The sequence below is a fragment of the Streptomyces sp. NRRL WC-3742 genome (assembly GCF_000720635.1).
Lineage (GTDB): Bacteria > Actinomycetota > Actinomycetes > Streptomycetales > Streptomycetaceae > Kitasatospora.
Genome location: NZ_JOCF01000053.1, coordinates 1 through 24,311, shown reverse-complemented (window position 1 = coordinate 24,311; position 24,311 = coordinate 1). Strand labels below are relative to the sequence as shown.

Here is a 24,311-nt window from a genome sequence, read left to right as displayed (position 1 = left end):
CTGCGCGGTCGGGGCCCGATGTGCGAGAGTCTGCCCGTCAGAAGACGGCCGCCGAGCACGATGCGGAGCACAAACGTGGCACAGCCATCCGGGGAGTTCCGGCAGGAGGCCGCCCGTACGCGCGGCGGCGAACTCGTCTGCGGCGGCCTGTTGGTCGGCGTCGGCGCCCCGGAGGGCTCCGAGGTCCGCCCCTGTCCCGAGGAGTGGCGCCCGCGCCCCCGCCGGATCGAGCGCAGCGAACCCGCCCGGGGCCCCGCCGACATGGCGGGCCGCGCCGTCGGCCCGCTCGCCATGGGCGCCGGCCCCGCCGACCTGCCGATGCTCGACCGCGAGGCCGACGTCGCCGAACTGCTGGGCCTGCTCGCCGAGGGCCGCTCGATACGCCTGGTCGGCCAGGCCGGATCGGGCCGCAGCGCACTGCTGTCGGCCGTCGCCGAGGCTGCCGCCGACCTCGCCCCCGGCGGCGTCGTCCAGCTCTGCGGCCACCGCCGCACCGCCGCCGACCTCCTCCAGGACCTCTTCGCCGCCACCCATCACGCCCCCGGCTACCGGCCCGACCCCGGCCAGCTCGCCGCGCACCTCGCCGAGGTCGCCGCCGTCGTCGTCATCGACGAGGCCGAGCCCTCCGGCGCCGAGCTGGAGGCGGTGCTCGCCGCCGCCCCCGGCTGCGCCTTCCTCCTCTCCGTCGCCCCCGGCAGCCCCGCCCTGCCCGCCGACTCCCGGCTTCGCGACCACCTCGTCGCCGGACTCTCCCGCGCCGCCTGCCTCGCCCTCACCGCGCGCCTGGCCGGGCGCCCGCTGGACGTGGAGGAGAAGGCGTGGGCCGTCGACCTCTGGTTCGAGTCCGAGGGCCTGCCGCTGCGCTTCGTCCAGGCCGCCGCGCTGCTGCGCCAGCGGGACGTCTCGGTGGACGCGCTGGTCGCCGCCGAGGAGGACCGCCTGGACGTCTTCGGGGCCGTCCAGGGGCCCGTCCACCACGCGGACCCGGCCGTGCACGAGAACGCGCTGCGCCGCTCCGTCCCGCTGCCCTCCGTCGCCGAGACCGCCTCGCCCGCCGTCCGGCTCGCCGAGGGGCTCAGCGAGCCCGCACAGGCCGTCCTGAGGCTCGCCGTGGCGCTCGGCGGCGAGTGCCCCACCGCGCCGCACCTGCCCGCGCTCATCGACGTCGGCCAGGGCGAGGCCGCGCTCGCCGAACTCGCCGACGCCGGGCTGGCGGTGTCCATCGGCGGGCACCACCGGCTCACCGCCGGGGCGCTCGACCTGCTCGCCCCGCACTGGCCCGCGCACGGCTGCGTCGACGGCGCCGCCCAGCACTTCGCCTGGTGGGTCGGGCACGGCTCGGTGTCGCCGGAGCAGATCGCCGCCGAGGCCGAGGTGGTGATCGGCGTCCTGCTCGCCGACCGCGCCGCCGGCCGGGACGCGGCCGTGGTGCGCCTGGCCAGGGCCGCCGCGCCCGCGCTGGCGCTCGCGCTGCGCTGGGGCGCCTGGGAGCGGGTGCTGCAGCTCGGCCTGGAGGCCGCCCGGCGCAGCGGCTCGGCGGTCGACCAGGCGTGGTTCCACCACGAGGCGGCCGTGCACGCGATCTGCGTCCAGCAGCCCTCCCGGGCCGTGGCCGAACTGGAGACGGCGCTCACCCTGCGGGCCGCCGCCGGGGAGCAGCGCGGTGTCGCGGGCGCGCGCCGGATGCTCGACCTGCTGCGCGCCGAGGGGCGGCAGCTGCCCGCCGCCGCGCCGGTGACGGTCGCCGCGCGGGGCCCGGTGATCCGCAAGATCGCCGCGCGGGTGCCGCGCCGGCTGCGCTCCAGCCGTCGGCGCCGGGTGATCCTCGCCTCGGCGGCGCTGCTCACCTTCGGGGTGCTCGGGACGGCGACGGCGATGACGGTCGGCACGGACCAGCCCAAGGGGAACGACCCGCACGGGCGCCTGGACGACGTCGGCGACAGCCTGAACGGGCCGCTGCCGGTGCCGCACGCCTCCACCACCACCCAGAGCGGCACGGCCGGTACGGGCGGCTCGGCGCCGGGCAGCCCGGCGGAGGCGGGGACGAGCCCGGGGCCGTCCGAGAGCGGGCCCTCGCACTCGCCGAGCGCCTCGCCCACGCGCCGGGCGACGCGCTCGCCGGGGGCGGAGGGGACGGACCCGGCCCAGCCGGTGACGCAGCAGCCCCCGGCGCCTCCTCAGCAGCCGCAGCCGCCGGTGTCGTTTCCACCGGTCAACGTCACGCCCCCGGCGACCATTACTCCGAGCCCGACCCTGACGTCGAGCCCGACGCCGACGGGCCCGTCGACCCCGCCGAGCCCGTCGCACACCTGACGCGTCAGAACAGCTTGAGCTTGTCGTCGTCGATGCCGCGCAGCTCGTCGTAGTCCAGGACCACGCAGCCGATGCCCCGGTCGGTGGCCAGCACTCGGGCCTGGGGCTTGATCTCCTGCGCGGCGAAGATGCCCTTGACCGGGGCCAACAGCGGGTCCCGGTTGAGGAGTTCGAGGTAGCGGGTGAGCTGTTCGACGCCGTCGATCTCGCCGCGGCGCTTGATCTCGACGGCCACCGTGGCGCCGTCGGAGTCGCGGCAGAGGATGTCGACCGGGCCGATCGCGGTCGGGTACTCGCGGCGGATCAGCGACCAGCCCGCGCCGAGTACCTCCATGCGGTCGGCGAGCAGCTCCTGGAGGTGGGCCTCGACGCCGTCCTTGATGAGGCCGGGGTCCACCCCGAGCTCGTGGGAGGAGTCGTGCTGCACCTCCTCCAGCGTGATGATGAGCTTCTCGCCGGCCTTGTTCTCGACCGTCCAGACACCGTCCGCCTCCTTGAGGACGCACGGTGGGGACATCCAGTTGAGCGGCTTGTAGGCACGGTCGTCGGCGTGGATGCTGACGCTGCCGTCGGCCTTGACCAGGATGAGCCTGGTGGCGGAGGGCAGATGGGCGGAGAGCCGACCGGCATAGTCGACTGAGCAGCGGGCAATTACGAGACGCACGGTCGACCACGCTAGCCCACCGGGGCCAGTTGATGCGATTCCGAGACGACCGGGTGAAGAAAGCGCGAACGCCGCGAACATGGAGTTTCAGCTGTTCCGCTGCCGCCGTTCGCGGTCTGGCGTCCCTCAAGTGGGATCTCTACCGTGTGTGACGGCACGATTGCGGAACCGCGTCAACGGGGATGGAGACTTCAGATGAACGATCCAACAGGATCTGGCCAATCTGGTGCGTCGAGGCATATTTCCGGAGCAATCCGAAGGAATCACAAGCCAGTCGCGCAGTTGACTGCCACGCTGTTCTGAGCGCTTTCGGTGTCCGGGACGTCACGTCCCGTGTCGCCACCGCGGTTCGCGAAGGTGCCGGAACCCCGTCCCTCGGGTGCCGGACACCCCATGCGCATCCGCCGTCACCCTCACTGTGAGCTTGGACTACGCATGCCCACCCGTGCGCCGCGCGGGTGGACCGCGAGAGGAGAACCCATGTCGCTCGACGTCTCACCGGCCCTTCTGGAGAAGGCCGAGCGGGGCGAGGTCGACGAGCGGGAATTCGTCGACTGCGTCCGCGTTTCGCTGCCGTACGCCTGGGACCTGATCAGTTCGCTGGTCGCCCAGGCGAAGGTCGACGGTACCGACTTCGCCGACAACCACGTACCGCCGCCGAGCGAGCAGGCGCGCGGTCAGCTGCTGCGCGCCCTCGCCAGCGACGCCATCAGGGGTGCCCTGCAGCGCCATTTCGGGGTCCGGCTGGCGTTCCAGAACTGTCACCGCGTCGCGGTGTTCCTGCCCTCGGAGCCGAACGAGGCGCGCTTCGAGCGCTTCACCTCCGTCCGGGAGCAGCTGCTCAACCAGTCCGAGGAACTGCGGGACTGCTGATCGGCCCCGACTGATCGGCTCTGACCGATCGGCTCTGACCGATCGGCCAAGCGTCGGCCGCCGCCGCCCCTCTCGACCGGGGGTGGCGGCGGCCGACGGGCGTCCGGGCGGCCTCAACTCAGCTGCGGCAGAACCTCGGAGCCGAGCCGGGCGATGTTGTGCAGGGTCGCCTGGTGGTCCCCGCTGCCCTCGGCGAGCAGGGCGAAGCGGCGGATGCCGGTGCGCTCGGCGGTGGCCAGCAGCCGGTCGGCGCACTGGCGCGGGGTGCCCACCGCGTGCAGGTCGCAGAGGAGTTCGGTGTACTCGCGCGGGTCGCGCATCTTGCGCTCGCGCCCGTCGACGGTGCGGTGCGCGCCGAGCCCGTACTCGAACCAGCCGGGCATCGCGTTCAGCAGCGTCGCCCGGGCCGTGGAGGAACGGTCCTCCACCTGCGCGACGCCCGCCGCGACGTGCTGACGGGTGACGCGGCGCAGCTGCTCCTCGCTGCGCCCCGCGGCGAGCCAGGCGGCACGGTACAGCTCCAGCATCCGCAGCTTGTCCTCGTCGCCGGAGTGCATGCCCAGCAGCATCGGCAGGCCGCGCTCGGCGGCCAGCTTCGCCCCGCCCGGCGAGGTGCAGGCGACGATCACCGGCGGGCCCGCGACCGGACGTCCGGCCGTGGTCAGGTCGTCGCCCGGCGGGTCGATGTTCAGCGGGTCGGTGTTCAGCGGCTCCGCGTCCTGACGCTGGCGCGGGAAGCGCAGCGCGGCGGACTCCTCCAGGCCGAGCCAGCTGCCCAAGCCCGGCCGGCGCAGCGGCTCGGTGGCCCGGGGGACGACGGCGACCTCGGGGAAGCTGAACTGCGGGCCCTCCGCGCCGACCCGGGAGCCGCGCAGCCAGCGCATCAGCAGGTCCAGCCGCTCGGGGAAGCCGCGTTCGAAGGCGTCCACGCCGCCGCCGAAGACGTCCAGGTCGATCCACGGCCCGCCGCGCCCCACGCCGAGGGTGAAGCGCCCGCCGGAGGTGAGGTGCAGCAGGGCGGCCTGCTCGCCGAGTGCCACCGGGTGGGTGGTGGACAGGACGCTGACCGCCGTGCCGACGCCGATCCGGCGGGTGCGGCCGAGCAGCAGCGCGGCCAGTGTCGCCGCGTTGGGGCACACCCCGTACGGGACGAAGTGGTGCTCGGCCAGCCAGACGTTGTCCAGGCCCGCGCGTTCGGCCTCGACGGCGGCGCGGACGGTGCGGTCCAGGGCCTCGCCGTGGCTCTGCCCGGGGAACTGCGCGGACAGCAGGAAGGCGCCGACCCGCACCGGGGCGATGTCCGGCGGCAGTGCGGCGCGCTGGGCGGAGGGCAGTGGATCGGCGGCGACGGCCGTCAGCGCGGGTACGGGGCCCAGCGCCGGGCCGGGGGCGGGCGGGCGCAGGCCCACCGGCCGGCGGGTCTCGGCTCGGTCGCTGGTCTTGGTCATCCTTGGGCCTCCATGGGTGCGCGGGGCCTGCCGGCCCCGCCGTGTCCCTTCGTGGGTATCCGATGTCATGTGCCAATGGCACGCGGAACCCCGAATTCGCCCGATGATCGGGTGGATCTCGGTAAAAACCGCCGAGTCCCGGTCGGACCCGTGATAGAGGCCCCGGAACGGGTAGGGACAACCTCTAGGCTGGAGGGTCCAGAGCCCCCGGAAGAGAGGCAGTACGCCGTGCCCCGCCACAACCGGATCAAGAGCGCCGCCCCCCGCGAGAGCGCCGAACCGGCCGCTCCGCTCGGCGGATCGCTGCGTCGCACCGAGAGCTACCAGGGCGACGACTGGGTGGTCCAGACGGTCGCCGGCACCGCGGGACGGAACTACCGCTGCCCGGGCTGCGACCAGGAGATCCCGCCCGGGGTGGGCCATGTGGTGGCCTGGCCGATGCACGGCGCGGGGGTGGACGACCGGCGGCACTGGCACCGGGCGTGCTGGGGAGCGCGGGAGCGCCGGGCCTCCAACGTGCTGCGGGGCCGCGGCGCTCCTCGGTACTGAACGGGTACTGATCGGGTGCTGGTCGGGTGCTGAACGGCTGCTGGTCGGGTACTGGGCCCGAACTCGTTTACGCGTCGCGCTTCTTGAGCACCAGCGCGCCGCCGACCAGGGCCGCGAGGGTCCAGGCCAGGCAGATCAGGAAGCCGGCGAGGGGCCCGTACGGCTGGCCGTGCTGCTCGTAGACCAGCAGCATGCGGGAGCCCGCGTAGTCCGGGAAGTAGTGCGCCAGCGTCTTGACCTTCGGCACGGCCGAGAGGATCGGCGAGAGCAGGAAGAAGAACGGCACCAGCACGCCCAGCGCCAGGGTCTGGTTGTGCAGCATCGTGGTGACGCCGGCCGCGAACAGGCACAGCAGCGTCAGGTACACCGCCGCGCCCAGCACCGCGCGCAGCACGTTCGGCTCGCCCAGGGTGGTGGAGTGGGTGCCGAGCAGCGCCTGGCCGAGGAAGAACGTGACGAAGGCCGTCACCAGCGAGACCGCCAGGGCGAGGCCCCCGAGCACCACGGCCTTGCCGGTGAGCAGGGTGCCGCGCTGCGGGACGGCGGCCAGGGTGACCCTGATCATGCCGCTGCTGTACTCGTTGCCGATGGCCAGCACGCCGAAGACGATGATGGCCAGCTCGCCGAGCATGATGCCGGAGAAGGCGGTTCCGGTGGCGTCGAACGGGGTGTCGACCTCGTGGCGCCGGAACTCGGTGAAGTTGTTGTTGGTGAGCAGGGACAGCAGCGCGCCGAGGCCCACGGTGACCACGAAGGCCAGCGCGAGGGTCCAGACCGTCGAGCGGACGCTGCGGATCTTCGTCCACTCGGAGCGCAGGATCGCCGGGAAGGACGTCATCTCAGTTCTCCTCCTGCTGCCGCACCGCCGCGGCCGGCCGGGAGCCGTCCGCCTTCCAGCCCTCGCCCCAGACGCCGGGGGCACCCGCCGCGTCGCGGCCGGGCCCGTCGCCCGCGTGGTACTCGACCGAATCGGCCGTCATCTGCATGAACGCCTCCTCCAGCGACGCCTGCTGCGGGCTGAGCTCGTGCAGCACCACGCCGTTCGCGGCGCACAGTTCGCCGAGGGCGGCGAGGTCGCCGTCGACGACCTCGTACGAGCCGTCGGGCCCGGGGTCGTGCCGCAGGCCCGCGCCGGCGAGCAGGTCCAGCAGCCGCTCGGGCTGCGGGGTGCGCAGCCGTACGGCCGAGCGGGAGTTGCGGCGGATGAACTCGGGCATCGGCAGGTCGGCGAGGAGGCGGCCCCGGCCGATGACGACCAGGTGGTCGGCGGTGACGGCCATCTCGCTCATCAGGTGGGAGGAGACGAAGACGGTGCGGCCCTCGGAGGCCAGGCGCTTCATCAGGTTGCGGATCCAGAGGATGCCCTCCGGGTCGAGGCCGTTGACCGGTTCGTCGAACATGACGATCTCCGGGTCCCCGAGCAGCGCGGAGGCGATGCCCAGGCGCTGGCCCATGCCGAGGGAGAAGCCGCGGGCCCGCTTGCGGGCGACGGGGGTGAGGCCGACCAGCGAGAGCACCTCGTCGACCCGGCGCTCGGGGATGCGGTTGCTCTGGGCGAGCCAGAGCAGGTGGTCGCGGGCGGTGCGCCCGGGGTGGACGGCCTTGGCCTCCAGCAGCGCGCCGATGTACTTGAGCGGTTCGCTGAGCTGCCCGTAGCGCTTGCCGTCGATGGTGACCCGTCCACCGGTCGGGCGGTCGAGGTCGAGGATCATCCGCATGGTGGTGGACTTGCCGGCGCCGTTGGGGCCGAGGAAGCCGGTGACCACCCCCTGGGGCACCTTGAAGCTCAGCCGGTCCACCGCCAGCGTCTTACCGTAACGTTTTGTCAGTTCGTGCAACTCGATCATTCGGGCTCCCTTTGCTCTCTGGAAGGCTAGGACAAAGCGGATACCTGGGCCCGCTGAGTGGGCCCCGTGGGCGTGCCGGAATACGGTGGGCCCATGACCCAGCTCCCCTCCGCCGTCTCGGTACGCGAGAGCGGCTCCGGAACACCCGTCCTGCTGCTGCACGCCTTCCCGCTGAACGCCTCGATGTTCTCAGCCCAACTGGACGCGCTGCCCGGCACCGCCGGGGACGAGGCCCGGGTGCTCGCCCCCGACCAGCGGGGCTTCGGCGGCACCGAGCTGGGCTCGGGCGAACCCTCGCTGGACCTGGTCGCCGACGACCTCGCGCTGCTGCTGGACGCCGCCGGCGTCGAGCGCGCCGTGGTCGCCGGGGTCTCCATGGGCGGCTACGTGGCCCTGGCCCTCGCCCGCCGCCACCCGGACCGCCTCGCGGGCCTGCTGCTCGCCAACACCCGCGCCACCGCCGACACCGACGCCGTACGCGCCAACCGGGAGCGGATCGCCGCCGCCGTCACCGCCCGCGACAGCGTGCAGCTGCTGCTGGAGGAGAAGGTCGCGGCCGGGCAGCTCGCGCCCGGTTCCCAGCACCTCGTGGAGCGGGTGCAGTCGATGGTCGCCGCGGCCCCGCCCGCCGCCGTCGCCTGGGCCCAGCGGGCCATGGCGGCCCGTCCTGACTCCCAGGAGACCCTGGCGGGCCTCCGGGTGCCGACGACGCTCCTCGCGGGCGCCCAGGACGCCCTGGTGGCCGTCGAGGAGGCCGAACTGATGGGCCGCCTGCTGCCGGAGGCCGAACTGACCGTCCTGCCCGGGACGGGCCACCTGAGCCCCCTGGAGGCGCCCGACGCCTTCACCGCCGCCGTGCGCCGCCTGATCGCCCGGGTGGCCGCCGGATGAGTGCCGACGCGGCCGGCTGGGACTTCTCCGCCCTGGAGGTCACCGGACGGATGCCGATCACCAACCGCGGCGAGGGGCTGGTCGAACTCACCCTGGAACCGCTCGGCGAGGACTACTGGATGCGCCCGGGCGAGACCTTCATCGTCACCTCGTACGGCGACTACGGGCCCGGACACCCCTTCGAGGTGCAGTACTGGCCGGACTCCGTGACGGTCTGGTGCACCTCCTGGTTCGGCACCGTCTCCGACGACGAGGGCAACCAGCTCAGCAGCGGCTACCAGCGCCCCGACGGGGCCTACCCGAGGTAGTGAGGGCCTGACGACCGACAGGCCCTCACCCGGGCGGGTGAGGGCCTGTCGAACAGGGGATTGTGCAGGCGTCAGCGCTGGGCGGGCACGCCCGCGGTGTCGTCGCTCGGCACGCCGGCGGCGGCCACGGCCGCGCCCGTCAGCGTCGCCAGCATCTCGCGGACGTTGGTCAGCTGGGCGTTGATGCTGTCGCGACGGTTCGTCAGCGCCGCCAGCTCGCGCTCGGATTCGCTGCGGATCCGGTCGGCCTTGGCGTTGGCGTCCGCCACGATGTCCTCGGACTGGCGCTGGGCCGTCTCGACGGTCTGGCGGGCACGGCGCTCGGCGTCGGTGCGCAGCTTCTCCGCCTCCAGGCGCAGCTGCTCGGCCCGGTGCTCGATCTCGGCGAGGCGCTTCTCGGCCTTGGCCTGACGGGCGGCCAGGTCGCGCTCGGACTGCTCGCGGCGCTTGGCCAGGTTGGTCTCGAACTCCAGCGCGGCCTGGGCGGCCTTGGTGCGGGTCTCCTCGAAGAGGGCGTCCGCCTCCTCGCGCTTGTTCTGGGCGTCCTTGTTGGCCTCGGCACGCAGCTGGGCCGCGTCGCTCTTGGCCTTGTCGACGATCCGCAGGCCCTCGTCCTCCGCCTTGGCCTTGCGGTCCTTGGCGTAGTTCTCGGCCTCGGTGCGCACCTGCTGAGCGGCCGCCTCGGCCAGCTCGCGGTGCTGCTCGGAGGCGCGGTGGGCCTCGTCGCGCAGGTCCTTGGCCTCCTCCTCGGCCAGGCGCAGGATCTTCTCGACCCGGGCGCCGAGACCGGCGTACGAGGGCTCCTGCTCGGCGACCGCCGCCTGGGCGGTCTGGGTCTCCAGGTGGAGCTCCTCGATGCGCTTCTCCAGCGCACTGATCCGGGTCAAGGCACTGTCACGGTCGGCCACCAGCTTGGTGATCCGCTCGTCGACCTGGGCGCGCTCGTACCCACGGCGCACCAGGTCGAAGCCGTGAGGGGAATGACTGTCGCTCATGGGGTTCTGGGCTTCCTGTCGTCAAACCGCTGAGGTGGTTGAGGGAATCCTGACACGGTACCGGAGTGTCGACGGCGAAATGCCGTTCTCTCACGGACAATGACCGCCAATGTCCGCTCAATCGGGTGGTGAGCTCTTGGAGCGATTGCCACCCGACCGGGGGGAGCCAACTCCGGCACCGGCCTTGGCACCCCCGTCCTTCTTGGTGTTGCTTCCCCCGTTGGCCTGGGCGACCGGTGACGGTGCCTCGAACGCCTCCAGGGCGGACAGCACGTCCTGCACCCTGGAAATCTCGGTGTTGATGTCCTTGCGGCGGCGCACCAGCTCGTCCAGCTCGCGCCGGCCCTCGTCCGTGACCCGCTGCGCCTCGGCCCTGGCCTCGGCGACCAGCCGCTCGGCCTCCGCCTTCGCCAGCTCGATCTGCTCGTCCGCGGTGTGGTCGGCCTCCCGCAGCCGCTTCTCCGCCTCGGCGGAAGCCTTGTCCAGCTGCTCCCCGGCCTCGGCCTCGGCGGAGGACAGCTTCGCCTCCGCCTTCTCGATCAGCGCCTCGGCGCGGTCGGTGGAGGTGGCGAGCTTGGTCTCCGCCTCCTTGAGCAGGCCCTCGGCCTTGCGGACGGCGGACAGCCGGACCTTGCTGGCCTCGGCCGACGCCTCCGAGGTGAGCTCGGAGGCCCGGTCCTCGGCCGCCGCGACCAGGGCGGCGGCGCGGTCCTCGGCCTCGGCGACGGTGGCCACCGCCTGCTCCTCGGCCTCGGTCAGCTGCTCCTGGGCGGCGGTCACCAGCGCGTCCACCCGCTCGCCGGCGGACTTCATCGCCGCCGCGTTCTCCTTGCGGGCGCGCTCGTGCAGGGCCTCGACCTCGGCGTCGGTGCGCTCGCGCAGCTCCTCGGCGCGCTCGCGGATCGCCGTGGCGTCCCGGCGGGCCTCGGCGAGCAGCGTGTCGGCGTCGGCGCGGCCCTTCTCCACCTCGGCCTGACCGGCGGCCTCGCCGGCGGCGACCAGCCGGTCGGCCTCCTTGCGGGCGGCGGCGACCATCGCGTCCGCCTGCTCCTCGGCGGCGGCGGTGGTGGCCAGGGCGGTGGTCTGGGCGTCCTCGCCGAGGGCCTCCGCGTCCGCGAACGCCTTCTCCAGCACGGCCTTGGCCCGGTCGCGGGTCGCCTTGTCGAACTGCTCGGCGGCCTCGCGGGTGTCCGCGTCGTAGGCGTCGGCGCGGGCATGGGCGGCGGAGTCGTACTCGTCGGCCAGGGTGCGGGTGGCGAGGGCGTACTCCTCTGCCTCGGCGCGCAGCGAGGCGGCCAGCTCCTCCGCGTCGGCGACGGCGCGGGCGGCCTGGGCCTCGGCCTCGGCGATCGTCCGGGCGGCCTGCGCCTCGGTGTCCGCGCGCAGCTGCTCGGACGCCTCCTCGGCGGCGCGCAGCTCGTGGTCGGCGTCGTGGCGCAACTGCTCGTCGTACGCCTGCGCCTCGGCGCGCCGGCGGCCCAGCTCGGCCTCGACGGCCTCGCGCTCGGCGGCCAGGTCGAGGGCGGTGCGCTCGCGCAGGGCCGTCGTCTCGGCGTCGGTGCGGGCGCGCAGCTCGGCGGTGTCGTGGTCGGCCTCGGCGCGCACGCGCTCGGCGTAGGCGTCGGCCTCGGCGTGCTGCTCGGCGGCGTACGCCTCGGCGGCGGCGCGCTGCTCGGCGCTCTCTCGCTCGGTGCGCTCGGTCAGCTCGGCGGACGCCTGCTCGGCGGCCTCGCGGAGCTCGGTGGCCTCGCGCTCGGCGGTGGCCCGGAGGGCGGCGATCTGCTCGGCGGCGGCCTCGTGCAGTCCGGCGACGGACTGGCGGACCTCGGCGGCCTCGTCCTCGGCGGTGGAGACCAGGGCGGCGCCCTCCGCCCTGGCGGCGGCGACCAGGTCCTGGCCCTCGCCCCGGGCGCGCTCCAGCTCGGCGGCCGCCTCGGTGCGGATGCCGTCCGCGTCGGCGCGGGCCTCGGACAGGAGGCGGCCGGCCTCGGCCCGTACGGTCTCGGCCTGCTCGTCGGCGAGGGCGAGTTCGGCGGCGGCCTTCTCGCGGGTGGCCTGGGCGTACTCGTCGGCCTCGGCGCGCTGGGCGGTGGTCTCGCGCAGGGCCTCGGCGCGAAGCTCGGCGGCGTACTCGTGGGCCGTCTCGCGCTGCTGGGCGATCTCGGCGGCGGCGGCCTCGCGGCGGGCGGCGCCCTCCTGGTCGGCCTCGGCGCGCACCCGCTCGGCGTAGGTGTCGGCCTCGGTGCGCTGCTCGGTGGCGTACGCCTCGGCGGCGGCGCGCTGCTCGGCGCTCTCGCGCTCGGCGAGGGCCCGCAGCTCGGCGGTCTCGGCGGCGGTGCGCTCGGTGAGCTCGGCGGCGGCCTGCTCGGCCTGGGTGCGGGAAGCCTCGGCGGCGGCCAGGTGCTCGGCCGTCTCCTCGCGCTCGCGGCGCAGGCCCTCGGCGGCCGCCTCGTGCTCGCGGCGGCTCTCCTCGCGCAGCGCCGTCGCCGCGGCCTCGGACTCGGCCCGGGTGCGGGCGGCCTCCGTGTCGGCCTCGGTGCGCACCCGCTCGGCGTCGGCCACGGCGGCGTCGCGCACGGCGTTCGCCTCGGCCTGGGCCTCGGTGGTCAGGGCGGTGGCGGCGGCGGTGGCCTCGGCGCGCACGCGCTGGTCGAACTCGCTCGCCTCGCGCCGCAGTTCGGCGGTCTCGCGCTCGGCGGCGGTGCGGTTCTCGGCGGCCGCGGCCTTGGCGGAGGCCAGCGCGTCCTGGCTCTGCTGCTCGGCGGCGGCGGCGATCTTCTCGGCCTCGGCGCGGGCCCGGGCGAGGGTCTGCTCGGCCCGGCCCTGGGTCTCGGCGGCCTGCTCCTGCGCCTGGGCGCGCAGCCGCTCGATCTCGCCGGCGGCGCCCGAGCGCAGCTCGTCCGCGTCGGCCTTGGCCCTGGTGAGCAGCTCCTCGGCGTTCTTCGCCGACTCCTCGATCTGCAGGACGGCCTGGCGGCGGGCCTCTCCGCGCACCCGGTCGGCCTCGGCGGCGGCCTGGGCGCGCAGCTCCTCGGCCTCGGCGCGCAGCGCGGCGGCCTCGTCCTGCATGCGCTCGATCCGCTCGCGGATCGCGGCGGCGTCGTCCAGGGCGGCGTTCTGGGCCTGCTCGACGGCGGCCTGGGCCTGCTCGCGCAGCCGCTGGGCCTCCGCGTTGGCCTCGGCGCGGATCCGCTCGGCCTCGGCGGAAGCCTCGCCGCGGGCGGTCTCGGCGTCCTGGTTGGCGCGGGCGAGCATCTCCTCGGCGGTCTTGGCGGCCTTGGCGAGGTGCACGGTGGCGCCCTTGGCGCCGGCCGCGCGGCCCTCCTCCTCGGCCTCGCCGCGCATCCGCTGGGCGTCGGCCTCGGCCTGCGCCCGCAGGTCGGCGACGTCCCGCTCGGCGAGGGCGCGCAGCTCGGCGATCGCGGCCTCGGCCTCCGCCTTGAGCTCGGCGGCCACCGACTCGGCGGTGGCGCGCAGCCGCTCGCTCTCCTCGGAGGCGGCGGCCTTGGCGGCGTCCGCCTCGGCCTGGCGGGTGGCGGCCTGGGACCGTACGGCCTCGGCCTCGGCGCGGATCGCCTCGGACTCGGCGGTGGCCTTGGCGACCAGCCGGGCGATCTCGGCGCGGGCGGTCTGCGAGCGCTGCTCGTTGGCGGCCTCGCCGTCCAGGGCCTTGCGCTCGGCCGCGGCCTCGGCGTCGGCCTGGAGCTGCTCGGCGGCCTGCTCGGCCTGGGCGCGCAGCTCGGCGGCCTCGCGGCGGGTGCGCTCGGCCTCGGCGATCGCCTCGGCGCGCAGCCGCTCTATCTCGGCCTTGGCGTCGGCGAGCTGCTGCTCGGCGCGGGCCTGCTCGGTGGCGGCGGCGTTCTTGAGGCGGTCGATCTCGGCGCGGGCGACGGCCAGCTGCTGCTCGGCGGCGGCATGGGCGGCGGCCAGCTGCTGCTGGGCCTCGCCGCGGGCCGCGCCGACCTCGGCCGCGGCCTGGGCGCCGGCCTGCTGGGCCTGCTCGGAGGCGGCGCGCAGCAGCCGCTCGGCGTCGTTCTGGGCGCGCTGGAGGGCTGCCTCGGCGGCGGCGTGGGCCTCGCCGCGGGCGGCGTCCACGTCGGCGGCGGTCTGGGCGCGGGCCTGGTCGGCGAGGGCGACGGCCTCCGCACGGGCGGCGGCGACCATGCGCTCGGCCTCGACGCGGGCCTCCTGGAGCAGGCGGTTGGCCTCCTGCTCGGAGCCGGCCCTGGTCTGCTCGGCCCAGCCGCTGACGTGCTGCTCGGCGGCCAGCCGCAGCTCGGCGAGCTCCTCCTCCAGCTGGCGGCGGCGGGCACCGAGCTCGGCCTCCAGGCGGGCGCTGCGCTCGGCGGCCTCGGCCATGATCCGCTGGGTGGCGGCCTGGGAGTCGCGCAGCTGGCGCTCGGCGTCGGCGCGCAGCTGCTGGGCCTGCATCTCGGCCGTGCGGAGCATCTGCTCGGCCTGGCCGGAGACGGCGTCGAAGGCGCGCGGCTGGGCGAGCATGCGACGGGACTCGTGCAGCTTCGCCCGGAGCACCTCCACCTGGTAGGCGAGGTCCTCGGCGTGCTCGACTGCCTTGTCCCGCTCCTTCCGAGTCCGACCCATCTCGGCCTCGAACTGGGAGAGGTGATCGTCAGCCTCGTAGCGGTCGTTGCCCCGCACTCCGCGGTCCCATCCATCTCCTGGTCGCATCTTCGACCCGGCCGGTTCCGGGCTCCCGTTCCCCGGGGCTCCGGTCCTGCTGGTCCTTGCATCCGCGGTCGCCGGACGGCCCCCGTCTAACCGGGGCCGGCGGCCGTGGTCACCGGAGTCCTGGGCGTGGGAGCGCGGGGGTGCCGCGTTCCTCCGTCCGGGTGGACTCCTGGGCGAACTCTTGCCTTGTGGAGAATGGTGACAGATCCCTGTAGCGACCGTTCAGCCGTGCCCGCGTAATGGGACTCCCCTTGCGACGGGCCGACCCACCGGAGGGCGGACGGGCCTGTCATCGGCTGTGCCCGCCGTCTCCGTCCCCCGGAGCCGTCGCGCACCTGGGCATTGTAGTGGGAGCGCACTGCGGGGGAATGGCCGCGTGGGGGTTTTCCGGTTGTCCGACGAGGTTACTGACGGGTCGCTAGCGGTGCCGCCGGTCGCGGACGGCACCGCGTGTGCGTCGTTCGTGCCTTTTCAGTGCGCGTCGTGGGTGCCCGGCTCGGCGGAGGTGACCAGCTCGGTCAGCACGCCGCCGCAGTCCTTGGGGTGCAGGAACGTGATCCGCGAACCCATCGAGCCGATGCGCGGCTCGTCGTACAGGACCCGGATGCCCTTGGCGCGGATGGCCTCCGAGTCGCCGTCCACGTCGGCGGTGCCGAAGGCGATGTGGTGCACGCCCTCGCCGTTCTTCTCCAGCCACTTGGCGACCGTGGAGTCCGGGCGGGTGGGCTCCAGCAGCTGGAGGTAGGAGGCGCCGCCGTCACCGGTGTCGTTGATCTTGAGCATCGCCTCGCGGACGCCCTGCTCCTCGTTGACCTCGGTGTGGAACACCTCGAAACCGTAGGTGGCGCGGTAGAACTCGACCGTCTTGTCCAGGTCGCGGCAGGCGATGCCGATGTGGTCGATGCGGGTCAGCACGACGGGCCTCCGGGGCGGTAGAGGGGTGTAGAGGGGTGAGGTGGCACCAAGTGGAGCGCATGGCCGACGGCGGCGCCAGCGCCCGGGGTGCGAGCCTGCTCACACGGGCCCGGGCCCGATCTGGTTCACCCCTACCGCGTCGGCACGGTGTTGACTGGAGTGTGCCAGTGCGCTCGATCACACCGTTGCTCCGGTGACGCGCGGGTAGCAGGTCAGTACATTGAGCGCATCCTCACCTGGCCACGACGTGCGAAGGGGCCCGTCCCATGACCAACACCACCTCTGTGATCGTTGCCGGGGCACGGACCCCGATGGGCCGCCTGCTCGGCTCCCTCAAGGGCTTCTCCGGCGCCGACCTCGGCGGCTTCGCGATCAAGGGCGCGCTGGAGCGGGCCGGCATCACCGGCGAGCAGGTCCAGTACGTGATCATGGGCCAGGTGCTCCAGGCCGGCGCCGGCCAGATCCCCGCCCGCCAGGCCGCCGTCAAGGCCGGCATCCCGATGAACGTCCCGGCGCTCACCATCAACAAGGTCTGCCTCTCGGGCCTGGACGCCATCGCCCTCGCCGACCAGCTCATCCGCGCCGGCGAGTTCGACATCGTCGTGGCCGGCGGCCAGGAGTCGATGACCAACGCCCCGCACCTGCTGCCCAAGTCCCGCGAGGGCTACAAGTACGGCGCCATCGCGATGCTCGACTCGATGGCCCACGACGGCCTCACCGACGCCTACGAGAACATCCCGATGGGCGAGTCCACGGAGAAGCACAACACCCGCCTGGGCATCTCCCGCGAGGTCCAGGACGAGATCGCCGCCGCCTCCCACCAGCGCGCCGCCAAGGCGCAGGCCGACGGCGTGTTCGAGGCCGAGATCGTCCCCGTCGCCATCCCGCAGCGCAAGGGCGAGCCCGTCCTGTTCAGCCAGGACGAGGGCATCCGCGCCGACACCACCGTCGAGGGCCTCGCCAAGCTGCGCCCGGCCTTCGCCAAGGACGGCACGATCACCGCCGGCACCTCCTCGCAGATCTCCGACGGCGCCGCCGCTGTCGTCGTGATGAGCAAGGCCAAGGCCGAGGAGCTGGGCCTCACCTGGATCGCCGAGATCGGCGCCCACGGCAACGTCGCCGGCCCGGACAACTCGCTGCAGTCGCAGCCGTCCAACGCGATCAAGCACGCGCTGGGCAAGGAGGGGCTGGAGGTCTCCGACCTCGACCTCATCGAGATCAACGAGGCGTTCGCGGCCGTCGCCCACCAGTCGACCCAGGACCTGGGCGTCTCCGCCGACATCGTCAACGTCAACGGCGGCGCGATCGCCCTCGGCCACCCGATCGGCATGTCCGGCGCCCGCGTGGTGCTCACCCTCGCGCTGGAGCTGCAGCGCCGCGGCGGCGGCATCGGCGCGGCCGCGCTGTGCGGCGGCGGTGGGCAGGGCGACGCGCTGATCGTCCGCGTGCCGCGGGCCTGACCACTGCTCCGCCCCCGGGGCTGCGGACCGCTCACCAGCGGTCCGCAGCCCCTTCGGCATCTGCTTCGGCATCTGCAAGGGAGATCCTCATGATCGATGTCGCCACGCTGGTCGAGCAGGCCCGGGAGGGCCGGCCGCGGGCCGTCGCCCGGCTGATCACGCTGGTCGAGAACGCCGCGCCGCAGCTGCGGGAGGCGATGGCCGCGCTCGCGCCGTACACGGGGCAGGCGTACACCGTGGGCCTGACCGGCTCGCCCGGGGTCGGCAAGTCCACCTCCACCTCGGCGCTGGTCTCCGCGTACCGGCGCCTGGGCAAGCGGGTCGGGGTGCTCGCCGTCGACCCGTCCTCGCCGTTCTCCGGCGGGGCGCTGCTCGGCGACCGGGTGCGGATGCAGGACCACGCCACCGACCCGGAGGTGTTCATCCGCTCGATGGCCACCCGCGGGCACCTCGGCGGGCTCTCCTGGGCGGCACCGCAGGCGCTGCGGGTGCTGGACGCGGCCGGGTGCGAGGTGATCCTCGTGGAGACCGTGGGCGTCGGGCAGTCCGAGGTGGAGATCGCCGGGCAGGCCGACACCGCGGTGGTACTGCTCGCGCCCGGGATGGGCGACGGCATCCAGGCGGCGAAGGCGGGCATCCTGGAGATCGGGGACGTGTTCGTCGTCAACAAGGCCGACCGGGACGGCGCCGACGCCACCGCGCGCGAGCTCAACCACATGCTCGGCCTCGGCGAGGCCCGCGAGGCGGGGGACTGGCGGCCGCCCATCGTCAAGACCGTCGCGGCGCGGGGCGAGGGCGTGGACGAGGTGGTCGAGGCACTCGAGAAGCACCGCGCCTGGCTGGAGGAGCACGGCGAACTCGCCGCCCGCCGTCGGCGCCGGGCCGCCGCCGAGATCGAGGCCATCGCCCTCGCCGAACTGCGCGCCCGCATCGGCGACCTCCGCGGCGACCGCCACCTCCCCACCCTCGCCGACCGCGTTGCCGCCGGCACCCTCGACCCCTACACCGCCGCCGACCACCTCATCGCCGCCCTCACCACCTCCTGATCCCACCCCGCCCGCCCGCCCGCCGCCGCCCCGGCCCCGGGGCGGCGGCGTTCTGTGCAGTGCTGATTTCCACGCCCCGAGCTCGATCGTGGCGTGGCGAGAGAAACGAACCGCATACCAACGGGCGGCCCGGCCGAATCGGCCGGGCCGCCCAGAAGTAGCCTCCTCGCTCATTGCGTTTCCTCTGCGCAGGAAGTCGATCTGGTCGACTTCCTGCGCAGGATGAGGGCGGGCTGCGGTATTGGTGATTGCTGCAGGGACTGCTGCAGTTCTCTTTTGCTGCCCGCCGGACTAATCCGGCGGGCAGCCGGCAAGGATGCCCGTAGAGAGGTCCAAGTCGATGACCTGAAGATCAGGGCGGACGGTGCGTAGGCGGCTCACGAACCCGCCCTTGCCGCACCCGACAGCGATGACCGTGCCCTTGATCCCGGCCAGGGTGTTGCTGGAGTGCCGGCGTGTTGAGGGAGGCCCTGCGCGTACATGCCAGATTGTGCGCTGAGGCTGGACCGGTCACCCTGCGGCGAGGACGAGTCCGGCGCGGTGGAGGTAGTCGGCGACTTCGGGTTCGGTACGCCAGGGGGCAAGTGCGGTAGTGAGGGTACGCAGGTAGCTGCGGCTGCGGTTGGAGCGGACGCTGCTGAGGATGGTGAGCGCGCGCTCTCCGGATTCGAGGCCGGGTTCGAGGTTGCGCTGCTGGAGGTGGGCGGTGGCGATGACGGTCTGTCGGATGCCGACGGCGCGGCTGTAGTCGGAGGCGGGCATGGCGGCGGCCTGCCGGTTCCAGAGCAGGGCCTCAGCGGGGAGTTCGAGGTCGCGGTAGATCTCGGCGGCGTCGGCCGCGACGCGGGCGCGGGTCAGGTAGGCCAGCCAGGTGGGATCGCGGTCGTCGGCGTCGGCAGCGTCGACCAGGCGCTCGCAGAGGCTGAGGGCTGCGGCTGCGTCACGGGTTTCGCCGGCGAGGCCGTGGGCCCGGGCCTTGGCGAGCTGCGTGAAGGCAAGCACCCTGGCGGGGGCGTCGTTCTTGGCGCGTTCGTAGGCGCCTTCGGCCATGTCGACGGCGTCGTGCGGGAAACCGCACAAGTAGACGTGCAGGGCCATGGTGGCGAGTACGTACGAGCCGACGGCGCGGTCTCCGGAGGCGCGAGCGAGACGTAGGGCCTGGACGAAGTGGGACTGGGCGCTGGCGTGGTTGCCCATGTCGACGTCGTGCCAGGCGGCGACGCGGGCGAGTTCGGCGGTGGCGGCGAAGAGCTCGGTGCCGATCTTGTCGGTGAAGGTACCGCGCAACAGTGGGGCGGCGCGTTGGGTGAGGCAGTCGGTGACCATGGAGGCGCGCCAGTTGCCGCCGCCGAACTTGGAGTCCCAGCGGCGGGCCTCGTCCGCGGCGGCGCGCAGTTCGAGGATGTCGGCGCGGCCGACGCGGGCGCCGGCGACGCGGGCGCGGGGCGGGTCGGCGGGAACGGCCATCCAGCGGATGGTCGCGGGGCTGTAGGCGGTGAGCGCGAAAGGGCTGGCCTTGACGAAGCTCCGGCGGTCCACAGTGCTCCAATACTCGGCCGCGAGGTTGAGGGCCTGATCGGGGTCTCTGTGGAAATTCAAGCCGGTCTCAACGGTAGACGTGGGCGTGTCGGCCATGCCTATCTCCGCGAGTGACACCGTTCGGCCGAGGCGTTCGCTGAGCGCAAGGGCCAGAAGCGCAGGTGCGGGCGCGTCCGGGACCATGGCGCGGACCGTCCAGTTCCTGATCGAGGTATGCGTGTACGCGCGGTTGACGCCAGCGCGGGAGGCGAGTTCGTTGACGCGGTGCGCGAGGGCGGCGTTGCTGGCCTTGCTGTCCTCGATGAGCCGGGCGAGGCGGTGGTTCGGTTCACGGCGTGGCGCCACGGTGTCCCCTTGCGTGTCCGGATCGGACCAGTGGAGTCCGGGGCGGCGCTCATCCCTTGTTGTCCGCGCTCCCGGGGCAGTCGAGCGTAGTGCCAACTCCTCATCCGTGGGCGGCCTTTCGTGATTGTGAGCCCCCGCTGTGAGCCCTCCCTTGTCGGGTTGTTCAGGCGTTTGCTGGTCTTCCCCCGCTAAGTCGACCAAGGAGGGTCCCGTGTTCTTCCCCTATTCCGTGATCGAGCAGCTCACGCCCGCGCAGGTGGAGTCCTGGGAGCGGCACTTCGCCGGTGGCGGGCACGAGCGGGCCCGCAATCTGGAGGAGGGCATCTGGCGGCGCACCCAGGATCCGGCGAATGCCGAGCAGTCGGGCTGGTCCGAGGACAACAAGGGCCGGCGCCGGGTGGTGCACTACCGCTACGAGTACGGCCTGAACCATGTGTTCCCGGTGCCGCGGCTGGTGCTGGACAACCTGTATCTGGCGATCTCGTTCACGGCTCCGGCCGGCGAGATCGCCGAGTACCGGGCGGCGATCGGGCAGTGGCTGGCGGAAGGCCACTGGCGCGACAAGGGCGACGTGTGGGCGAAGGGTGACCTGCGGGTCTGTCTGGCCGAGTACGACGAGCACCCGCAGGACGAGCGGGCCGGTCGGGCAACCCCGGAGGGCTTCCGGTCGTTGGACGTCACCTTCATCACTGACGAGTATGCGGTGCCGCGTACGGTGCGTAGCCTGCCGTGGGACGTGCTGAGGGGCGGGATGCGGGTCAAGGAGCGGCGCGGGAACCCGGCGTACGCGCCGGACCTGTCCGTCCTGGCGGAGCTGCTGCCGTTCCAGGTGGAGGTGGGGTGCGGCACCAGCATTGAGGCGGGCATCCCGCCGTTGCACTTCCTGCACGAGGTATATCGAGTCACCGGCCGGCGGGACAACGCGCTCACCCAGTCGCACGCCTTCACGATGCGCCCGGGCGACGACACGCTGGTGCGCGAGGTGCTGGTCAGTGCGGATCTCAAGGCGCCGGACCTGGTGGCGACGTTCCGCGCGTGCTTCCTCGCACGACCGACCGCCGCACACCAGGCGCTCAAGGCCCTGCACGACGCCGGTCACCTGGTGGGCCCGGTGATCACCCACAACTTCGACACCCTGTCGGCGCGGGCCGGGCTGGAGGAGTGCTTCGTGCGCCGCTACGACCAGAAGGTGCCGCCGGTGCCGCTGCTGCCCGAGTCGAAGGCGCTGCTGGTGATTGGCTTGCACGCGGACCGGCGAGCAGTCCAGGAGCGGGCCCGGGTCGCGGGCAAGAAGATCGTGTTCCTCGACACCGAGGGCCTGGAGGAGAACGGCGCCTTCAAGGAGTACCTGGTCGAAGGTGCCCGGGAGGGCGACGTGGTCGTCCGCCGGGAAGCGATCCCCGCGCTCACAGGGCTGTGCGCACTGCTCGGCGTGACCATCTGATCATCTGACGGCCAGTCAGATAAGGCGGTGCAGTCGCGGTAGCGTCTTGGGGTGCACCGCGTGGTGCACCCCAAGGCCCCATCACCGAAGGACAGTTCATGCGCGTATCCGTGATCGGCTGCGGCCACCTCGGAGCCTCCCACGCTGCCGCGATGGCGGAGCTGGGCCACGAGGTCGTCGGCGTCGAGATCGACCCGGACAAGTGTGCCATCCTCGCCACCGGCGCCTCCTGGTTCTACGAGGCAGGCATGGACGACCTGCTCGCCAAGCACGTCCCCACCGGCCGGCTGCGTTTCACCACCAGCCTTGCTGAGGCCGCCGCCTTCGCCGACGTCCACTTCCTGGCCGTCGGCACACCGCTGCGCGCCGACGGCCAGGGCTACGACGTCTCCCAGGTCCTGGGCGCCGCCGAACAGCTGGTGCCGCTGCTGACCCGGCCCGCCACGATCATCGGCAAGTCCACCGTCACGGTCGGCACCGTCGCCCGGCTCCAGCAGATCATCACCGAGCGCGCCGGGGTGGAGGGCATCGAACTGGTCTGGAACCCCGAGTTCCTGCGCGAGGGCCACGCCGTCGCCGACAGCCTCTTCCCGGACCGCATCCTGGTCGGCCTGTCCTCCCCGACCGCGCTGGCCACCGTCGAGCAGGTGTACGCCCCGATCATGGCCCGCGGTGACATCGAGATGGTGGTCACCGACCCGGCCACCGCCGAGGTCGCCAAGTCCGCGGCGAACGCCTTCCTCGCCACGAAGATCTCCTACATCAACGCCATGGCGCAGGTCTGCGACCTGACCGGCGCAAACATCGACGACGTCGCCCACGTCATGGGCATCGACAAGCGCATCGGCCACGGCGGGATGCGGGCCGGGCTCGGCTACGGCGGCGGTTGCCTACCCAAGGACGTCGCCGCCTTCGCCCACGCCGTCACCCTGCTCGGCGCAACCGACGCCACCGGGCTTCTGGACGCCGTCCAGGCCGTGAACCGATCGCGCATGGACACCGCCGTACAACTCGTCACCCGTGCCGTAGGCCGCCCCCTTGCGGGCCTGACCATCGGCTACCTTGGCGCCGCGTTCAAGGCCGGAACCTCCGATGTCCGGGATTCGCCAGCGCTGCGCCTGGCCGACCGCCTGCACGACCTTGGTGCCACGGTGCGCGTCCACGACCCCGAGTCGCTCGACAACGCCCGCCACTCCCACCCCCACCTGGCCTTCGCCCCCACCGCCCTGGACGCGGTCTCCGGTGCCGACCTAGTGGTCATCGCCACCGAGTGGGGGCAATACACCCGCGACCCGAAGCTGCCTGTCGCGGCGGCCGACCGCACGCCCGCCCGAACGGTGGTCGACGTCCGCAACGCGCTGGACGCCGAACCCTGGCTGGCCGCCGGCTGGACCGTCCACCAGATGGGCCGCCCCACACGCTCCCCTGGCGCCTGACCGCCTCACGCGGCCGGGGCGGGGGCCACCCACCCACCCGTAGAAGGAGCAGCCGGTGCAAGACATCTTCAACGCCATCGAGGGCCTCTCCGCCGTCTGCCGCGCCGCCGGCGCGGACATCCCCGGCGAAGAGTTGAAAGCACTCCAGGTCGGCAAGGTCGCCGAGGAGGCGGGCGAGGCCATGCACGCCCTCCACGGCCTCAAGGGGCTGACGACCTGCTCCGACGACCACTCCTGGGCCGAGGTGCAGAACGACCTCACCGGCGCGGTGATCGCCGCCATGATCGCCATGCACTACATCGACCCCGAGGGCTGGCAGGCCACCTTCCGCGAGATCTTCCACCGGCGCACCCGCCGCGGCCGCGAGGCCCTGGCCGTGTAACCCACCTCTGCTCGCCGAGGGCTCGCCCGCCAACGCGAGCGGGCCCTCTGGTCGTGTCCCCCCCTTTGCCCGCCAGGCGGGGACGGTAGCGTGATCCCGCCACGAGGTCGTGTTACGGAGGGACCATGGGCTGGCTACCGCCGGAGCAGTACGTAGCGACGATCCAGAACGCCACCCTCTACGGCTGCTTCTACATCACCGACCCCTCCGGCCGATCGCTCGCACTGCGCTCGAGCCGCGACCCCGCCGTGTGGAACTGGCCCGGTGGCGACGTCGAGAACGACGAGAACCCACTGGACACCGCGGTCCGGGAGTTTCGCGAGGAAACCGGCCACGACATCGAATCCCTGCGCCCCGATCTTGTTGAACGGCCCCGCCTTCTCGCGGTCACCTTCGCCAGCCCCGCGGCAAGCTGGCCTCGCGCCAAGACGGGCTTCGTCTTCGACGGCGGCTGCCTAAGCGAACAGCGGATCCACCAGATCGTGCTCCAGCCCGATGAACACACCGAGTGGCGCACTCACACGATCGACGACTGGCAGCCCCTGATGGCTCCCGAAGCCTTCACCCGACTGCGACTGGTCGACGCCGCCCGCCGGTCCTCCCAGACCGCCTTCATCAGCCTCTGACAACCCAACGGTCCTGCCCAGAGGGTTCGTCGGGGCCCGTCGGGAAGGTCTCCTGTTCGAACGGCGGCGACGCAGGCGGCCCAGGCAGCTGAGGTGAAGAGGAGGGAAGGGCCTTCAGCCCTTCGAGGTGAACGCCGTTCGGCTTCGCATTGAGGCGCACGATGCGAGCGACCGGCCGCCCGTGCCCCAGCGGCCCGGCCTCACCGCCGACTGCGGGCGTGGTCTGCTCCTCGTGGACGCCCTCGCCACCGAGTGGGGGTACCGCCCCAGGGAGGGTGGGGTCGGAAAGGTGGTCTGGTGTGAGTGTGAGCCCGCGCCGGTCGTCGTGAAGCTGTGAGTGCGATACGTCTCAGGGCGGGGCCGTGGAGGTGTCCACGGCCCCGCCCTCAGTTCGTTTCCTTGTGGGGGTGGGCAGGGAGTTTCGGCGCCGCTTCGGCGCGGCCGAAGCGGCGCCGAACTGTAGGGGAGGCCCTGGTATCGGCGGCCCCGGCTGGCTTTGGCCGGGGCCGCTCCTGCTTTGCGTTTCGGGAAAGGGCGGGCG

The 24,311-nt window shown here is 73.3% G+C and carries 19 protein-coding genes; 11 read left to right on the top strand and 8 right to left on the bottom strand.

What is annotated here, in order from left to right:
• Window positions 1-75 precede the first annotated feature (75 nt).
• On the top strand, window positions 76-2,313 hold the full coding sequence (locus IH61_RS0126680) for an ATP-binding protein (protein ID WP_051838066.1): 2,238 nt from the start codon (window positions 76-78) through the stop codon (window positions 2,311-2,313).
• Window positions 2,314-2,317: 4 nt separating this feature from the next.
• On the opposite strand, the gene nucS is transcribed toward IH61_RS0126680, so the two are convergent.
• The gene (nucS, locus tag IH61_RS0126675) at window positions 2,318-2,977 is read right to left on the bottom strand and encodes an endonuclease NucS (RefSeq protein WP_031074260.1); all 660 of its coding nucleotides are present in this window, start codon (window positions 2,975-2,977) and stop codon (window positions 2,318-2,320) included.
• Between the two features lie 480 nt (window positions 2,978-3,457).
• Here nucS and IH61_RS0126670 point away from each other — a divergent pair, with 480 nt between their 5' ends.
• Window positions 3,458-3,850, top strand: a complete 393-nt coding sequence (locus IH61_RS0126670; RefSeq protein WP_031074258.1) for an SCO5389 family protein — start codon at window positions 3,458-3,460, stop codon at window positions 3,848-3,850.
• Window positions 3,851-3,963: 113 nt separating this feature from the next.
• Here the strand turns inward: IH61_RS0126670 and IH61_RS44865 are convergent, their stop codons facing one another.
• On the bottom strand, window positions 3,964-5,139 hold the full coding sequence (locus IH61_RS44865; protein WP_031074256.1) for an LLM class flavin-dependent oxidoreductase: 1,176 nt from the start codon (window positions 5,137-5,139) through the stop codon (window positions 3,964-3,966).
• Window positions 5,140-5,526: 387 nt separating this feature from the next.
• On the opposite strand from IH61_RS44865, the gene IH61_RS0126660 reads away from it, so the two are divergent.
• Window positions 5,527-5,847 carry a hypothetical protein gene (locus IH61_RS0126660; protein ID WP_031074254.1) on the top strand — a complete coding sequence of 107 codons (321 nt, stop codon included), beginning with the start codon at window positions 5,527-5,529 and terminating at the stop codon, window positions 5,845-5,847.
• A gap of 67 nt (window positions 5,848-5,914) precedes the next feature.
• Here IH61_RS0126660 and IH61_RS0126655 read toward each other — a convergent pair whose 3' ends face one another.
• Both IH61_RS0126655 and IH61_RS0126650 read right to left on the bottom strand, forming a co-directional pair.
• A complete protein-coding gene (locus IH61_RS0126655; RefSeq protein ID WP_031074252.1) occupies window positions 5,915-6,685 on the bottom strand; it encodes an ABC transporter permease subunit in 771 nt (256 codons plus the stop codon).
• Between the two features lies 1 nt (window position 6,686).
• Window positions 6,687-7,694, bottom strand: coding sequence for an ABC transporter ATP-binding protein (locus IH61_RS0126650; RefSeq protein WP_051838065.1), 1,008 nt, complete (start codon window positions 7,692-7,694; stop codon window positions 6,687-6,689).
• A 93-nt stretch (window positions 7,695-7,787) separates the two neighbouring features.
• Between IH61_RS0126650 and IH61_RS0126645 the strand changes: the two genes are divergently transcribed.
• Together IH61_RS0126645 and IH61_RS0126640 are read left to right on the top strand one after the other, a co-directional pair.
• The gene (locus IH61_RS0126645; RefSeq protein ID WP_031074247.1) at window positions 7,788-8,585 is read left to right on the top strand and encodes an alpha/beta fold hydrolase; all 798 of its coding nucleotides are present in this window, start codon (window positions 7,788-7,790) and stop codon (window positions 8,583-8,585) included.
• Complete coding sequence (locus IH61_RS0126640; protein WP_031074244.1) at window positions 8,582-8,893, top strand: hypothetical protein; 312 nt, start codon at window positions 8,582-8,584, stop codon at window positions 8,891-8,893. Before IH61_RS0126645 ends, IH61_RS0126640 begins: the two co-directional genes overlap by 4 nt.
• Before the next feature lie 71 nt (window positions 8,894-8,964).
• Here IH61_RS0126640 and IH61_RS0126635 read toward each other — a convergent pair whose 3' ends face one another.
• From IH61_RS0126635 to mce, 3 genes are all read right to left on the bottom strand, one after another.
• A complete protein-coding gene (locus IH61_RS0126635) occupies window positions 8,965-9,888 on the bottom strand; it encodes a cellulose-binding protein (RefSeq protein WP_031074241.1) in 924 nt (307 codons plus the stop codon).
• A 117-nt stretch (window positions 9,889-10,005) separates the two neighbouring features.
• Window positions 10,006-14,547 (bottom strand): hypothetical protein, encoded by a 4,542-nt coding sequence (locus IH61_RS0126630; RefSeq protein ID WP_031074239.1) that lies wholly within the window; start codon window positions 14,545-14,547, stop codon window positions 10,006-10,008.
• 501 nt (window positions 14,548-15,048) lie between these two features.
• Window positions 15,049-15,492, bottom strand: a complete 444-nt coding sequence (gene mce / locus IH61_RS0126625) for a methylmalonyl-CoA epimerase (protein ID WP_031074237.1) — start codon at window positions 15,490-15,492, stop codon at window positions 15,049-15,051.
• 266 nt (window positions 15,493-15,758) lie between these two features.
• On the opposite strand from mce, the gene IH61_RS0126620 reads away from it, so the two are divergent.
• Both IH61_RS0126620 and meaB read left to right on the top strand, forming a co-directional pair.
• Window positions 15,759-16,952, top strand: a complete 1,194-nt coding sequence (locus IH61_RS0126620) for an acetyl-CoA C-acetyltransferase (protein ID WP_031074235.1) — start codon at window positions 15,759-15,761, stop codon at window positions 16,950-16,952.
• A gap of 89 nt (window positions 16,953-17,041) precedes the next feature.
• Window positions 17,042-17,998: a methylmalonyl Co-A mutase-associated GTPase MeaB gene (meaB, locus tag IH61_RS0126615; protein ID WP_031074233.1), complete on the top strand. Its 957-nt coding sequence runs from the start codon at window positions 17,042-17,044 to the stop codon at window positions 17,996-17,998.
• A gap of 510 nt (window positions 17,999-18,508) precedes the next feature.
• Here meaB and IH61_RS0126610 read toward each other — a convergent pair.
• A complete protein-coding gene (locus IH61_RS0126610) occupies window positions 18,509-19,537 on the bottom strand; it encodes a sporulation protein (RefSeq protein ID WP_199823389.1) in 1,029 nt (342 codons plus the stop codon).
• 556 nt (window positions 19,538-20,093) lie between these two features.
• Here IH61_RS0126610 and IH61_RS0126605 point away from each other — a divergent pair.
• From IH61_RS0126605 to IH61_RS0126590, 4 genes are all read left to right on the top strand, one after another.
• Complete coding sequence (locus IH61_RS0126605; protein WP_031074228.1) at window positions 20,094-21,326, top strand: hypothetical protein; 1,233 nt, start codon at window positions 20,094-20,096, stop codon at window positions 21,324-21,326.
• Window positions 21,327-21,424: 98 nt separating this feature from the next.
• The gene (locus IH61_RS0126600) at window positions 21,425-22,762 is read left to right on the top strand and encodes a UDP-glucose dehydrogenase family protein (protein WP_031074225.1); all 1,338 of its coding nucleotides are present in this window, start codon (window positions 21,425-21,427) and stop codon (window positions 22,760-22,762) included.
• Between the two features lie 55 nt (window positions 22,763-22,817).
• Window positions 22,818-23,144 (top strand): MazG-like family protein, encoded by a 327-nt coding sequence (locus IH61_RS0126595; RefSeq protein WP_031074222.1) that lies wholly within the window; start codon window positions 22,818-22,820, stop codon window positions 23,142-23,144.
• A gap of 125 nt (window positions 23,145-23,269) precedes the next feature.
• The gene (locus IH61_RS0126590) at window positions 23,270-23,770 is read left to right on the top strand and encodes an NUDIX domain-containing protein (RefSeq protein WP_031074220.1); all 501 of its coding nucleotides are present in this window, start codon (window positions 23,270-23,272) and stop codon (window positions 23,768-23,770) included.
• The last annotated feature ends 541 nt before the right edge of the window (window positions 23,771-24,311 follow it).